This window comes from Telluria sp. LT1R51-2 (genome assembly GCF_059685775.1).
The window spans coordinates 88648-103183 of sequence record NZ_JCASIM010000002.1 but is presented as its reverse complement, the minus strand read 5'-3'; the positions used below and the strand labels follow the sequence as shown (position 1 = coordinate 103183).

Sequence of the window (14536 nt, the reverse complement as noted above, 5' to 3'; positions counted from 1 at the left end):
CCCTGCGGGGCGCCGTTTCATTGTGGCTCAGTCGACCCGGTTGACACGCTCGAACCTGGCGCGAAAGTCGTCCGGCATCGGGCATACCCGGCCCGCCTTGTAGTCGTAGAACACGAAGCCGGTCTTGGCCATGGCGATCAGCTTTTGGTCGCGCGGCCGCGTGACACGGTAGATCAGGTCGCCGCCATACTTGTTGAAGTCCATGACGCCCACGTCGAACAGCAGTTCGTCGCGGCGATACGCCTCGGCGCGGTAGATGGTGGCCAGGTCGGTGACGATGATGCCAGGGCCATCGAGGCTGGTTTCCGGCACGCCGAACTCGAACAGGAAACGCGACCTGGCCTCGGACACCATTGCGATCATCGATTCGTTGCCGACGTGGTTCGCGGCATTGATATCGGTGGCCCGCACCGTGAGCACGGTCGAAAAGTAGAACTGGTCGTCGGGAAAGTCGAGTTGTACGCGGGGCATGGGCGGGAAAGATGGACGGAATACGGGAGGGGATGCAGGACAGGATACAGGACGGCGCACGCATGTTGCGCCGCGCCGACCGCGGGTGGTACGGATTTAGACTTTCGCTTCCACGCCCGGCGTTGCCGAACGAGTCAGGAAGGCTTGCGTGACTTGCGGCAGATGCTCGAGCAGCCAGGCCGCCATCGCTTTTTCCTGCGCCAGGATCTGTTCGCATGAAGCTGCAGTGGCGCTGTCGCCAGCCGCCTTGGCCGCTGCGATCAGCGACGTGTAGGTGGCGATTTCGAGGTTCTCGAATACGTAGCCGGCCATCGCGCCCTTGACCACTTCATCGCTGACGGTCATGCCGCCAACAGCCTGGCCAAAGGCCATCAGCTTGGCGCCGATATCCTTGACGACCGAGTTGCTGATGTCACGGCGCGCCAGGATCTCGTCCAGCACGCCACGCTGCCAGCGCGTTTCTTCGATGTGCTGGACGATGCGCGCGCGCAGTTCCGGATAGTGCTCGAGGCGGTCCGCCTGCGCGTTGAGCATCTTGTCTGCCTGCTCTTCCATTGCATGAGCGTCACGTAGCCAGTCGTTCAGATTGTCGTCGATTGCAGTTGCCATGAGTTTCTCCGCTGGTGAATAGGTACAACCAGAATGGCAGAATTGATGGGTACCGTTTGTTAGCTATGACACATTTGCGCGTCAGTCGTTAACAAAAATGGATCAGCGTGCCGGAGTAGGGGCGCGTGTTCGCGTTTTTGTGACGACGCCCGCCTGGTCGATCAGCACGACGAACTCCGCAAACTGGCCGTCACCCGCCGGCGACTGGTAGACCCAGGCCTCAAAGCCGCTGTCGAAGCGCACGTTTTTCGTCGGTCCGAACGCGGCCAGCAATTGCGCCTTGGTGGTCTGGCCGGCAATGACGGTCTGTTGCAGCCGCTCGGCAGGCACTTGCGCGCCGGGCGGCACGGCATTCTGCGTGGCGCAGCCGGCCAGCAGCGCAGCGAAAAGGAGTGGAAGCGCCCTCATGGCGTCACCCCCGCTGGTGGATCGACCATGTACGTAAATTCGACGAGCGTGTCGTCCGGCCAGCTGGCGTCCCACAACGGCACGTAATAGGTGCGGTCGAGCAGCACCTGGCAATCGCAGAACGGCAACATGTCGGGCGTCTGGTCGCCGCCCGCGTACAGCATCGAAAACGGCAGCGTTTCACTGCGTTCACCGGCGCGCAGCGTGACCGCGAAGATCGGGCGCTCGGCGAAGAACAGGTAATTGCCATCCGGGCTCGTGCAGACACCCTCGGGCGAGTCGAGCGCATCCGAGATCCAGCCGAACAGCGGCGAGCTGTTGGAGACAAGGCCAGCCTCCTTGCCCACGCGGCATTCCAGGCGCAGGTCACCCAGGCGGCGCATGCCCACCGGGACGCTCGGCGTTTCGATGCGTGCACGCCAGGTCATGCTGGCCGTCTTGCGACTGGCGAGCACGGCAGCGTCTTCCTGCAACGCTTGCGCGTTGCGGGGCAGGACAAAGAAATTGTTGTCGTCGACGGGGACCGGCACCGACACGGTATCACCCGCCACGCGCAGCGTGATGCCGCGCATGTCGACGTTCGGCAGACGCGGCAGCAGCTGGAAGCGCAGGGTCGCGTTCGGCGCGAAGGCGCGCTCGCGTTCGAAGCGCTCCATGCCGCGGATCATTTTGCGATACGACTTGTCGACCGGGTCGCGGGTGGACTTGACGGTGACGGTACTCTGGCCAGCGGCGTGCGCCGGCAGGCCTGCAGCCGCAGCCATGAACAGGCCGCTCATGGCCAGTCCGGCAACGACACGGACGATGGACGGCCGCATCAATGGATTTACCAATACCGCACGCGGCCGGTATCCATGTGGACGAACTGCGAGCTGTCGTAATAGCCGACGCCGCCGCCCTGGAGCGACATGGCCGCTTTTTGCAGATTGCGCAGGTCGGTGCCCGGCAGGCGGATGTCGATGGCCTTGCCTTCCATGTGCAGGCTGCGCTTGGCGACGCCGCCGCTGCCATGGCCACGCAGGAACGCATTCGACTCTGGCGCGCGGTAGCCCGAAATGATGTGCAATTCCTTGCTGTTGCCGAGCTTGCCATTGAGCTGGCCGAGCAGCAGCAGCAGTTCGGGATCGATGTCCGCAATCTTGTTGGTGCGGTGGTCGCGCAGCACCTTGTTGATGTCGCCCAGCGCATCAGGGATGAATTCACCCTGCGCCCAGAACGTGCTCGTCAGCTTTTCACCCGTGTGCGTATTGTAGAAACGCAGACAGCAATCGCCGGTGGCAATCGATGAATTTTTGGCAAGGGTAGGAAGGCTGAGGGAGGATGCTGCGAGGAGGAGACCGCTTTTGAGGATGGTACGTCGTTGAATCATTGAAGGGAGTCCTTGCGCTGGTTCAGTGAGCAATCGATGATACGCCATTTGCCGCATTCGTGCAGACAATGTGCAGAAAATCGCGACATTTCAGCTACGATGTCAAGTATTTAACTGTTTTTGAGAGATTTGCTTATGCCGAGTACGGACGCAAAATTCATGCGCAAAAACCGGGTTTTGCAGGCCACGCTCGTATTTGTACTGGTCCAGTTGGCGAGCGCTGCGCTGGCCCAGGAGGTCACACCCGTCGACAAGCCGCCACTGGCCAACGGCTGGCAACTGGAAACCGTCGCCATCGGCGTGCCACAAGGCTGGGGTATGGCCTGGCTTCCCGATGGCCGCATGCTCGTCACGGGCAAGGGCGGCACGCTGCATATGCTCAATGGCAAGACGTTCCGGCAGGTGAAGATGGACCCGCTGCCGAACCTGTTCGTGGGCGGGCAGGGCGGCCTGCTCGACATCGCGGTCCACCCCGGCGACAAGACCAATCCCCGCATCTACATGACGATGGCCAGCGGCACCGACGCCAGCAACCGCACGGCGCTGGTGATGGGCACGTTCGACGGCAAGCGCGTCACCGGCATCAGGAAGGTGTTCTCCGTCAGGCAAGCCAAGAACGGCGGCGAGCACTTCGGCTCGCGCATCCTGTTCCTGCCCGATACCACGCTACTGATGAGCATTGGCGATGGCGGCAACACGCCCCAGCGCGTGGGCAAGATGCTTGCGCGCGACCAGGCGCAGAACCTGGCCACGCACCAGGGCAAGATCCTGCACCTGACCGATGCCGGCAAGCCGGTCGGCACCGGCGCAGCCGAAGCGCAGCCGAACCGCCTGGCCGAAATCCACAGCCACGGCCACCGCAACGTGCAGGGTCTGGCGCTCGACCCGAAAACCGGCCGCGTCTGGGCCAGCGAGCACGGTTCGCGCGGCGGCGACGAGATCAACCTGATCGAAGCGGGCAATAACTACGGCTGGCCGCTGCAGAGCTACACGCTGGATTACACGACGCGTGAGCCGATCGGCAAGAAAGTCGTGCCGGGCACGGTGCAGCCGATCGTTGTCTGGACCCCGTCGCCGGCGCCGTCGGGCCTGGCGTTCTACACCGGCAAGGCGTTCCCGCAATGGCAGGGCAGCCTGTTCAGCGGCAGCCTGGCCGGCAAGGACGTACGCCGTGTGGGGTTTGACGCTGCCGGCAAGGTCACGGCGCAAGAGCTGATCCCGGTTGGCCAGCGCGTGCGCGACGTGCGCCAGGGGCCGGATGGCCAGTTGTATGTGCTGACCGATGAAGCCAAGGGCACGCTGCTGCGGATCGTGCCAAAGTAATTCAGCAGCGCATGCGCCATGCATGGTTTGGCGCTCATCGAGACATGCATACGCTGTTTTGTTTGTTGACTAACTGAAACCTGCCTAGAATGGTTCTTTCCCGAACCATTCAGGAGGCGCAGCATGGCAGTTCCCGTTCGTCGCATTACCCATCTCGCGGCAGCACTTGCACTGATCTTCGGCGTATCGACGCTGCAGGCTGCGCCCGTCGCCCCTGCCAGCACGCCCGACATCCCGATCCCGGACATCAAGTACACCAAGTTCACGCTCAAGAACGGCTTGACCGTGCTGGTGCACGAAGACCGCAAGACACCGGTGGTGGCCGTCAATACCTGGTACCACGTCGGCTCGAAGAACGAGCAGCGGGGCAAGACCGGCTTTGCGCACCTGTTCGAACACCTGATGTTCAGCGGCAGCGACAACTTCAAAAAAACTTACCTGAATGCGATGGAGCAGGTTGGCGCGACTGATCTGAACGGCACCACCAGCCAGGACCGCACGAATTACTTCCAGAACGTGCCGACCTCGATGCTCGACTATGCGCTGTTCGCCGAGAGCGATCGCATGGGTTACCTGCTGGGAACGGTCGACAAGACGAAACTCGACATCCAGCGCGGCGTCGTGCAGAACGAAAAGCGCCAGGGCGAGAACCAGCCCTACGGCATCGCCTACGAGCTGCTGGTGGAAAACACCTATCCGGTCGGCCACCCGTATTCCTGGACCGTGATCGGCAAGATGGCTGACCTCGATGCGGCCTCGATGACGGACGTGCAGGACTGGTTCAAGCAGAACTACGGCCCGAACAACACGGTGCTGGTGCTGTCGGGCGACATCTCGCCGGAAGAAGCGCGCAAGAAAGTCGAGCAATACTACGGCGCGATTCCGCCAGGCCCGCCGCTGGCCAAGCACGATGCGTGGATCGCCAAGCGCACCGGCACGCACCGCACGCTGGCGCAGGACCGCGTGCCGCAAACGCGCATCTACCGCACCTGGAACGTGCCGGGCGCGAACACGCCCGAAGAAGCGCTGCTCGACCTGGGCGCGCGTGTGCTGGGTGGCGGCAAGACCTCGCGCCTGTACAAGCGCCTGGTCTACAAGGATCAACTGGCCACCAGCGCGACCGCGAGCGACGATGCGTCGGAAATCGGCGGCCAGTTCGACCTGACGCTGACGGCCCGCCCCGGTGCCGACGTGAAAAAGATGGAGCAGGCCGCCGACGAGGAATTGCGCGCGTTGATGAAGAGCGGTCCGACAGACGCCGAGCTGCGCCTGGCCAAGACCACGATCCTGGCGCAGTACACGCGCATGATCGAGCGCGTCGGCGGCTTCGGCGGCAAGAGCGACCTCTTGGCCTCGTGCCAGACCTTCACCGGCAATCCGGACTGCTACAAGGTCTACCTGCAGCGCATCAAGGACGCCACGCCGGCCACGGTGAAAAAGGCGATGAACGATTGGCTCAGCGACGGCGACTACGTGCTGCAGATCGATCCGTTCCCGACCGGCCTGGCCGCCACCGATACGGGGCTCGATCGCAGCAAGGAACCGGTCGCCGGCAAGGCGATGTCGCTCAAATTGCCGCCGATGCAGCGCATGACGTTGACCAACGGCCTGAAGGTGGTGCTGGCCGAGCGCCATGAGGCGCCGGTCGTCAATCTGCAGATGTTGGTCGATAGTGGTTACGCCGCCGACAGCACCGCCTTGCCGGGCGTGGCCAGCCTCACACTGCGCATGCTCGAAGAAGGCACGGCCACGCGCAAGTCGCTCGAGATCGGCGAAGAACTCGAACGCCTGGGCGCGACCTTTGGCGCCAGCATCAATCTCGATGGCGCCTTTGTCGGCATGAATGCGCTCAAGGCGACGCTGCCGCAGGCGCTCGGCCTGTACGCGGACCTGGTGCGCAATCCGGCGTTCCCGCAGAACGAATTCGCGCGCCTGCAGAAAGACCGCCTGGCCGCGATCGCACGCGAGAAGGTCGATCCGCAGGGCATCGCGCTGCGCGTCGTGCCGGCGCTGATGTATGGCGAAGGCCACGTGTATGCGCGCACGGCGAACGGCACCGAGGACGCCGTGGGCCGCATGACCCGGACCGACCTGGCCAATTACCACACAACGTGGTTCAAGCCGAACAACGCGACGCTGCTGGTCGTGGGGGACACGACGCTGGCCGAGATCACGCCGCTGCTCGAAAAAACGTTCGGCGGCTGGAAGGGCGGCGCGGTGCCGAAGAAGGTGATCGCCACCGTGCCCGCACCAGGCAAGCCCCTCGTGTACCTGGTCGACCGGCCGGGCGCGCTGCAAAGCGTGATCGTCGGCGCGCAACTGGCGCCGCCGCGCAACAGCCCCGAGTCGCTGCCGCTGGAAATCGTCAACGACGTGTTCGGCGGCACCTTCAGCTCGCGCATCAACATGAACCTGCGTGAGGACAAGCACTGGTCGTATGGCGTACGCAGCCTGGTGCAGCCGGCCGTCGGCCAGCGCACGTTCATGAGCATCTCGCCGGTGCAGACCGACAAGACGGGCGATGCGCTCAAGGAACTGGTGCGCGAATACAAGGGCGTTGCGGGTGAGCGCCAGATCACCGGCGCCGAGCTGAAGTTCGCGCAGGACAACCGCACGCTGCGCCTGCCGGGCAGCTTCGAGACGGCTGGCCAGCTGGGCGGCGCCTACACGACCATCGTGCAATACGGCCTGCCGGACGACTACTACAACACCTACACCGAGAAGGCGCTGGCGCTCACGCCCGAGCAGGCCAACACCCTGGCCGCGCGCAGCTTCCTGACCGATCGCCTGGTGTGGGTCGTCGTCGGTGACATGAGCAAGGTCGAGAAGGACGTGCGCGCGCTGAACCTGGGCGAGGTGCGCCGCATCGATGCGGATGGCAAGGCGTTGTAATCACGTGGCACGAACGTAAAAAAGCCCACCCGGCATGCGCCGGGTGGGCTTTTTTATCGTTGAAACATCAGTGCTGACGTTAGCTGTTGCGCCGGATGTCGGCCGTGATCTCGTACGCATGCAGGCGGGCCGCATGGTCGTAGATCTGCGACGTGATCATCATCTCGTCCGGCCTGGCCTTGTCGATGAATGCGTGCAGTTGAGCCGCCACAGTGTCGCGCGAGCCGATTGCCGAGCAGGCCAGCACGCTGTCGAGCATCATGCGCTCGGGCGTGTCCAGCGCTTCCAGGTAGCCGCTGACAGGTGGCTTGAGTTTGCCCGGATTGCCCGTGCGCAGTGCGACAAACGCCTGCTGCATTGACGTGGCCAGCAGATGCGCTTCTTCATCGGTGTCGGCCGCGAAGACATTGAATCCGAGCATGACGTACGGCTCGGCCAGCTGCGCCGATGGACGGAAGTTGCTGCGGTACATGTCGATCGCCTGCATCATCATTTGCGGCGCGAAGTGCGACGCGAACGCATATGGCAGGCCGAGGTGCGCTGCCAGTTGCGCGCCGAACAGGCTCGAACCGAGAATCCACAATGGCACGTCCAGGCCTGCGCCCGGCACGGCCAGCACCTGCCGGCGGCTCGAGCCGGCGAAGTAATCCATCAGTTCCACAACGTCCTGCGGGAACTCGTCGGCGTCCGACGCCAGGTTGCGGCGCAGCGCGCGCGCCGTGGTATGGTCAGAGCCAGGCGCGCGGCCCAGGCCCAGATCGATCCGGCCCGGATGAAGCGACGCGAGCGTGCCGAATTGTTCGGCGATCACGAGCGGTGAATGATTCGGCAGCATGATGCCGCCGGCGCCCACACGGATCGTGGACGTGCCGGCCGCGACATGGGCGATCAGTACCGCGGTGGCGGCGCTCGCAATGCCCGGCATGCCGTGGTGTTCGGCCAGCCAGTAACGGTTGTAGCCCCAGCGTTCGCCATGCTGGGCGAGGTCGAGGGAGCTTTTGAAGGAAGTTGCCGCATCGCTGCCTTGAACGATCGGCGAGAGGTCGAGTATCGATAAAGGGATCATGGAACAATGATACGCCGATGCGAAAAAACGCGTGCGAGAGTGCCCAAAACTGCACTGGCCGCTTGTCAGTACAGTCTGTCGTCATGAGCGTGCAACGTGGCTTCAACGCGCATCATCTGGCCGCAATCGACGCTGCCATCGGCGCTGCCATTACGGCCCGTTCGCTGCCCGGCGCCGTGTATTGGCTCGAACGTGGCGCCGCGCATGCCGAGCGCGCGTACGGGCGGCTCGACTTCGGGACGGATGCCGCGCCCGTCAGCTTCGACACCGTATTTGACGTCGCCTCGCTGACCAAGGTGCTGGTCACGGCGCCGGCGATCCTGCTGCTGCACGAGGCCGGCGAGATCGACCTCGAAGCGCCGCTGCTGCGCTACCTTCCCGAGTGCGCGGGCGGCGGCAAGGATGCGATCACGGTGCGCCAGTTGCTGACCCACACGTCGGGCTTGCTGGCCGGGTTGCCTGCCAGTCCGGCGTGGCAGGGCAGGGAAGCGGCGTTGCTGCTGGCCTCGCTCGAGCGCGTGACGCACGTGCCGGGCAGTCTGTTTCGCTACTCCGACATCAATTACATCCTGCTTGGCCTGCTCATCGAACGCATGGCTGGCGTGCCGCTGGACGTGTTTGCCGGGCAGCGCCTCTTTGCGCCACTGCGCATGCAGGACACCGGCTATCGGCCGTTGACGCGCGGCGACGGGCGGCCGATCGCACCGACCCAGCGTGGTGCGGTGGATGCAAACGCGGTGCTGTCGAAAGCACAGCGTGGCCTGGCGCCCGGCGCCGTGCTGCAAGGCCACGTGCATGATCCGACCGTGCGCCGGATGGGCGGCGTGGCCGGCTCGGCCGGTGTATTTTCGACCGCGCGGGATGTCGCGCGCTTTGCCCGCATGCTGCTCGCGGGCGGTGAACTCGATGGCGTGCGCGTGCTGCATGCCGACAGCGTGCGCCTGCTGTGCACCGCACAGTCGCCACCGGGCATCACCGCGCTGCGCGGCATGGGGATGGACATCGATTCGCCGTTTGCGCGGCGGCCGCGCGGCCGGCACTACCCGCTCGGCAGCTATGGGCACACGGGCTTTACCGGCTGCATCCTGTGGATCGATCCGGTGTCCGGCAGCTTCTATGTCTTCTTGTCCAACCGGGTGTATCCGGACGATCGCAACAGTATCCTGCCGCTCTACGCCGAGATCGGTACGCTGTCGGCGGAAGCCGTATTATCAGCTCAACAATAAACAAAAAAATGCGTGCAGATGGCCGCACATTGCATGATGTTGGGCGACGATTTAATATTTCCAAGCGGTATTGTGCGCGCCTATATCTGCGCTGCCCGTACACTCAATTCATGACTTGACGCAATGATGTGTCGGGCACGCGACAAAAAACATATTGAGGAGAACACCATGAACAAGCTACTCAAAGGAATGATCGGCGCATCACTGACGGTTGCCATGCTGGGCGCGACTGCGGTCCATGCACAAACGGGCACGACGGCAGGCGCCACGGGCCGTACCGGTACCGCGACGGGCACTGGCATGGCAGGCGCGTCGGGCCAGGTCGGTAGCCAGACCGGCAGCAGCATGCAGGATGCGACAGGCCGCTCGTCGATGAGCGCCACCGGCACCAGCACGATGAATCCGCAAACCGACCGTCGCAGCAGCGCCACGCCAATGACCGGTACCACCGGCTCCGCAGGCGTTGTCGACAGCCGTGCAGGCACGGTCGGCGCTACGGGCCGCACCGGCACTACCGGCACCACCGGCGTGACGGGCAGCGCCAGCAGCTCGATGGGTAATAGTGGCATGACCGGCGCGACCGGCAGTGCGACTGGTACCAGTGGCAGCACCGGCATGTCGGGCAGCACCAGCGGTGCCACCGGCACGACCGGTACGATGGGTAACGGTACGACCGGCAGCGCCAGCGGTGCAGCAGGCACCGGCACCACGGGTGCAACTGGCACCGGTACCGGCACCACTGGTACGGGCACCACCGGCACCACCGGCACCACCGGCCGCGGTTATTGATAGCACCAGCAATGCGTCAGCAATAAGGGTGGCTTAGTCGCCACCAGCACAACACCGGCCTCGCGCCGGTGTTGTCGTTTTGTCTGTGGTATCGGCGCCGCATCCGTGGTCAATTTTATGGCGCGGGTGATTTTCCACGGGGGTTGTGGCGTACCATTCATAATTATTGCCATAGGGAACTAATTATGATGCACCCCGACGCGCCGCAGGAGATGCTGGCCCCCAGCGCCATGAAGCTCTCCGAGCTGATTGGCGCGTTGAGCTATGCGCTCGACATCACCGAAGGCCAGCCGGCTGGCCACTGCGTGCGCTGCTGCTGGATCGGAATGCATATCGGCCGCGTCGCTGGCCTGAACGAAGATCAGTTGTGGGAACTGTATTACACGCTGCTGCTCAAGGACCTTGGCTGCAGCAGCAACGCGGCCCGCATCTGCGAGTTGTATATGACGGACGATCTCGACTTCAAGCGCAGCTTCAAGACGGTGGGCGACAGCCTGCCGCAGGTGCTCGGTTTCGTGCTCAAGCATACCGGCCTGAAAGCGGGCCTGGCCGAGCGGTTCCGCAGCGTCATGACGATCCTGCGTGATGGTCCCGAGATCGCGCAGGGCCTGATCGCCACCCGGTGCCAGCGCGGCGCCGACATCGCGCGCCTGCTGCGCTTCCCCGAAGGCGTGGCCGAAGGCATCTACTCACTCGACGAACACGTGAATGGCAAGGGCAAACCGGCCCAGCTCGTGGGCGACGCGATCCCCGTGTATGCGCGCATCGCGCTGCTGGCGCAGGTGATCGACGTGTTCCACACCGATGGCGGCCGCGAGGCTGCGCTGCACGAAGCCACCGCGCGCGCCGGCAGCTGGTTCGATCCGCAGCTGGTTGCGGCGTTCGAGCAGGTCGCGCTGGAGGATGCCTTCTGGCGCAAGCTCGCCGCGCCCGACCTGGACCGCGCCGTGTTCGCACTGGAGCCGGCCGGCCACGAAGTCGCGCTCGACGAAGATTACCTCGACGATATCGCCACTGCCTTTGGTCAGGTCGTTGACGCCAAGAGCCCGTACACGAGCGGTCACAGCGCACGCGTGGCGCTGTACACCGACATGATCGGCGAGGCGCTCGGACTGTCGGCGCAGCGCCGCCGCTGGCTCAAGCGTGGCGCGCTGCTGCACGACGTCGGCAAGCTGGGCGTGAGCAACAGCGTACTCGACAAGGCGGGCTCGCTCGACCGCGACGAATGGACCGCCGTGCGCCAGCACGCCGAGTACACCGAAACGATCCTGGGCCGCATTGCGGCGTTTGCCGAACTGGCGTCGATTGCCGGCGCCCACCACGAGCGCCTCGACGGCAATGGCTATCCGCGCGGCCTGCATGCGGACGACATCCGGCTCGAGACGCGCATCATCACCACGGCCGACATTTTCGACGCCATCACCGCCGAGCGCCCGTACCGCGGCGCGATCCCGATTCCGCAGGCGCTCGAGATGATGGAAAAGACCGTGGGCACTGCGCTCGACCCGGCCTGCTTCGATGCGCTCAAGCGCGGGTTAGCGCTGGTGCCGTTCCCGGCGCCCTGAGGTGAAGCGTTCGCTGCCACAGTCACATGTCACCATGATGAATTCCTCTGCCGGATAGCAAGATTTGACAAACACGGCATCCCGGATGCCACCACAATGCGCTCACTAACAACCGTTGGCCAACCTGGTTTGGAGCGCACATGAATGAGTTGAAGGCACGGCAGTATCAGCGGACCGCGATCGCAGCGGCGGTGACAATCCTGGCGATGAGCGGGGCCGGCGCGCAGGAGGCGCCGGTGCTGGCGCCCCAGACCGTGGTGGTGACGGGCGTGCGCGCCGCGCTCGAACAGTCGCTGCGCCAGAAGCGCGACAGCGACGCCGTCGTCGAGGTGGTCACGGCCGAAGACATCGGCAAGATGCCTGATAAAAACGTGGCCGACGCCATCCAGCGCCTGCCCGGCGTGAACACGCAATCGTCCGCCGGCGGCGAAGGCGGCTTCGGCGAAAACGACCGCGTCAGCCTGCGCGGCACCAGCCCGAGCCTGCAGCAGACGCTGTTCAACGGCCACGCGATCAGCACCGGCGACTGGTTCGTGCTGAACCAGATCGGCGGCAATGTCGGTCGCTCGAGCAGCTTCTCGCTGCTGCCGTCCGAGCTGGTCGGCTCGATCGTGGTCCAGAAAAGCCCGACCGCCGATCTGGTCGAAGGCGGTGTCTCCGGCGCCATCAACGTCATCACGCGTCGCCCGCTCGACTTCCGCCAGCAACTGACCGTCGAAGGCTCGGTCCAGGCCAACTACAACGACTTGTCGGGCGAGACCAAGCCGCATCTGTCGGGCCTCGTGAACTGGAAGAACGCCGCCAACACGGCCGGCATCCTGATCCAGGGATTCTCCGAGAAATCGTCCGTGCGGCGCGATGGCCAGGAAATCCTCGGCTACACCCCGATCAGCGCGACCAGCGCCGCGGCGCTCGCCAACCCGGCGCTGGCCGGCGTGGTCGTGCCGACCTTCATCGGCGCCGCGCTGTTCGAACAGGAGAAGAAGCGCGAAGGCGGCGCGTTCGACATCGAGGTGCGCCCGAACCGCGACCTGACGCTGGATGTCAACGGCTTTTACTCGAAGCTCGAAGCGCCGCACCAGAACACCAACTGGCTGGCCGCGCCGGCCAACTCGATCAACAGCCTGAACCTGATTCCCATTAACCCGGTCGTGCGCAACAACACGCTGGTGGGGGCCGGGTTCACGCGCAATGCGGGCGAGGTCGACAACATCTACCGTCCGGATGCGGGCGGCGAATCGTGGTATCTGGACTTCAACGGCAAATGGCGCGTCAACGAGCGGTTCTCGCTCTCGGGCAAGCTTGGCAAGACCCACGGCGTGGGCTGGGACCGCGACGACGTCTACTACCAGAACAATGTCGATGGCCGCATGGTGTATGGCTTGAACGGTCTGTCGCCGGCATCGGTCAGCTACCCCGGCGGCAACACGGTCTCGCCCGGCTCGACCGCCTGGGCCGGCGGCGGCGAATCGCAGTCGGTGGACAAGGAACAGTACGCACAGCTCGATGGCGAGCTGCGCCTGGACAATCCGACCTTCCAGGCCGTGCGCTTCGGCGCGCGCTGGACCGATCACCAGCGCAATGCCGAGCATCCGCTGGAAACCCGTCCGGGTCCGCTGGGCTTTACCAATCCGGGCCCGGCCTGGAACGGCCAGCTGTACCCGAGCGACTTCGGCAATGACCTGGGCGGCAATGTCGCATCGAACTACTTCAAGTACGACGGCGCGGCGCTGGGCGCCTGGGGCGCGATCCCCGGCAACCGCCTGCTCGACTACGTGCTGCGCCATAACTGGATGAACGAATTCGAGGTGGCTGAGAAGACGGCCGCGCTGTACGGCATGGTCGACTTCGGTGGCGACGGCTGGAGCGGCAACGTCGGCCTGCGCGCCGTGGAGACGCGCCAGAACACGATCGTCAATCTGCCGGGCGGCCCGGCGCCGATCACCGGTTCGGCCTTCGGCGCCTACACCCCGACGATGTTCAAGCGCACCTACCGCGACTACCTGCCAAGCGCCAACCTGAAGTACAACGTGACGCCCGACCTGGTCCTGCGCACAGCGCTGGCCAAGACCATCGCGCGCCCCGACTACAGCGCGCTGGGCGGCTCGGTGTCGCTGAATGACGACGCGCTGAGCGGCAACGGTGGCAACGTCAATCTGGAGCCGGTGCGCTCGACCAACTTCGACATCGGCGCCGAGTGGTATTACGCACCAAAGGCGCTGCTCTCCGCAGGCCTGTTCTACATGGACCTGCGCTCGATCGTGGCGCAGGGCACGTCGACCGGCACCTATTACAACAACAAGCGCAGCACACTGACCGAGTACCAGATCACGTCGCCGTACAACACGAGCGGTCGCAATCGCGGGGTGGAGCTGAGCTGGCAGCAGCCGGTGGCGCGTGACTTCGGCTTCCTGGTCAACTACACGTTCGCCGATGGTGAACTCGACGATGGTGGTGAACTCATCAACTCGTCGCGCAACACCTACAACGTGACCGGCTACTTCGAGAACGAACGCTTCTCGGCGCGCCTGGCCTACAACTGGCGCTCGAAGTACAAGGCCGGCGTGGATCGTGGCGCAAGCCAGCACGTGGACGACATGCCGTCGCTGGCCGGCTCCATCAACGTCAAGCTGAGTGAACGCTTCACGCTCACGTTCGACGCGCTCAATCTCACCAACGAGACCATCAAGATGTACGCCGAAAACAAGGACCGGCCACGCGCCTTCTACTCGAACGGTCGTACCTTCTATCTCGGCCTGCGCGGCAAGCTGTAATCAGCCCAGGGGCGGCTTCGGCCGCCCCGCATTCAACTGGACAC

At 64.4% G+C, this 14536-nt stretch carries 12 protein-coding genes; 6 read left to right on the top strand and 6 right to left on the bottom strand.

The annotated features are described in order from the left end of the window. Positions 1–27 precede the first annotated feature (27 nt). The 5 genes from AC56LH_RS18650 to mepK form a co-directional block, all read right to left on the bottom strand. On the bottom strand, positions 28–471 hold the full coding sequence (locus AC56LH_RS18650) for a thioesterase family protein (RefSeq protein WP_499648702.1): 444 nt from the start codon (positions 469–471) through the stop codon (positions 28–30). Between the two features lie 96 nt (positions 472–567). Next, positions 568–1080 carry a ferritin-like domain-containing protein gene (locus AC56LH_RS18645; protein ID WP_183553934.1) on the bottom strand — a complete coding sequence of 171 codons (513 nt, stop codon included), beginning with the start codon at positions 1078–1080 and terminating at the stop codon, positions 568–570. 102 nt (positions 1081–1182) lie between these two features. Further along, complete coding sequence (locus AC56LH_RS18640) at positions 1183–1488, bottom strand: hypothetical protein (protein ID WP_499648700.1); 306 nt, start codon at positions 1486–1488, stop codon at positions 1183–1185. Beyond that, positions 1485–2267, bottom strand: a complete 783-nt coding sequence (locus AC56LH_RS18635) for a hypothetical protein (protein WP_499648698.1) — start codon at positions 2265–2267, stop codon at positions 1485–1487. The genes AC56LH_RS18640 and AC56LH_RS18635 overlap by 4 nt, the downstream gene beginning before the upstream one ends. A gap of 47 nt (positions 2268–2314) precedes the next feature. After that, on the bottom strand, positions 2315–2857 hold the full coding sequence (gene mepK / locus AC56LH_RS18630; protein ID WP_183553928.1) for a peptidoglycan L,D-endopeptidase MepK: 543 nt from the start codon (positions 2855–2857) through the stop codon (positions 2315–2317). Between the two features lie 159 nt (positions 2858–3016). Here mepK and AC56LH_RS18625 point away from each other — a divergent pair, with 159 nt between their 5' ends. Next, positions 3017–4180: a PQQ-dependent sugar dehydrogenase gene (locus AC56LH_RS18625; protein ID WP_499648696.1), complete on the top strand. Its 1164-nt coding sequence runs from the start codon at positions 3017–3019 to the stop codon at positions 4178–4180. 123 nt (positions 4181–4303) lie between these two features. Then, a complete protein-coding gene (locus AC56LH_RS18620) occupies positions 4304–7072 on the top strand; it encodes a M16 family metallopeptidase (protein WP_499648694.1) in 2769 nt (922 codons plus the stop codon). Positions 7073–7151: 79 nt separating this feature from the next. Here AC56LH_RS18620 and AC56LH_RS18615 read toward each other — a convergent pair whose 3' ends face one another. After that, on the bottom strand, positions 7152–8138 hold the full coding sequence (locus AC56LH_RS18615; RefSeq protein ID WP_499648692.1) for an LLM class flavin-dependent oxidoreductase: 987 nt from the start codon (positions 8136–8138) through the stop codon (positions 7152–7154). An 83-nt stretch (positions 8139–8221) separates the two neighbouring features. On the opposite strand from AC56LH_RS18615, the gene AC56LH_RS18610 reads away from it, so the two are divergent. From AC56LH_RS18610 to AC56LH_RS18595, 4 genes are all read left to right on the top strand, one after another. After that, positions 8222–9364 (top strand): serine hydrolase domain-containing protein, encoded by a 1143-nt coding sequence (locus AC56LH_RS18610; protein ID WP_499648690.1) that lies wholly within the window; start codon positions 8222–8224, stop codon positions 9362–9364. 168 nt (positions 9365–9532) lie between these two features. Continuing rightward, positions 9533–10153 (top strand): hypothetical protein, encoded by a 621-nt coding sequence (locus AC56LH_RS18605; RefSeq protein WP_499648688.1) that lies wholly within the window; start codon positions 9533–9535, stop codon positions 10151–10153. Between the two features lie 185 nt (positions 10154–10338). Beyond that, positions 10339–11718 (top strand): HD-GYP domain-containing protein, encoded by a 1380-nt coding sequence (locus AC56LH_RS18600; RefSeq protein WP_499648686.1) that lies wholly within the window; start codon positions 10339–10341, stop codon positions 11716–11718. Between the two features lie 140 nt (positions 11719–11858). Further along, positions 11859–14492, top strand: coding sequence for a TonB-dependent receptor (locus AC56LH_RS18595; RefSeq protein WP_499648684.1), 2634 nt, complete (start codon positions 11859–11861; stop codon positions 14490–14492). Positions 14493–14536: the final 44 nt, after the last annotated feature.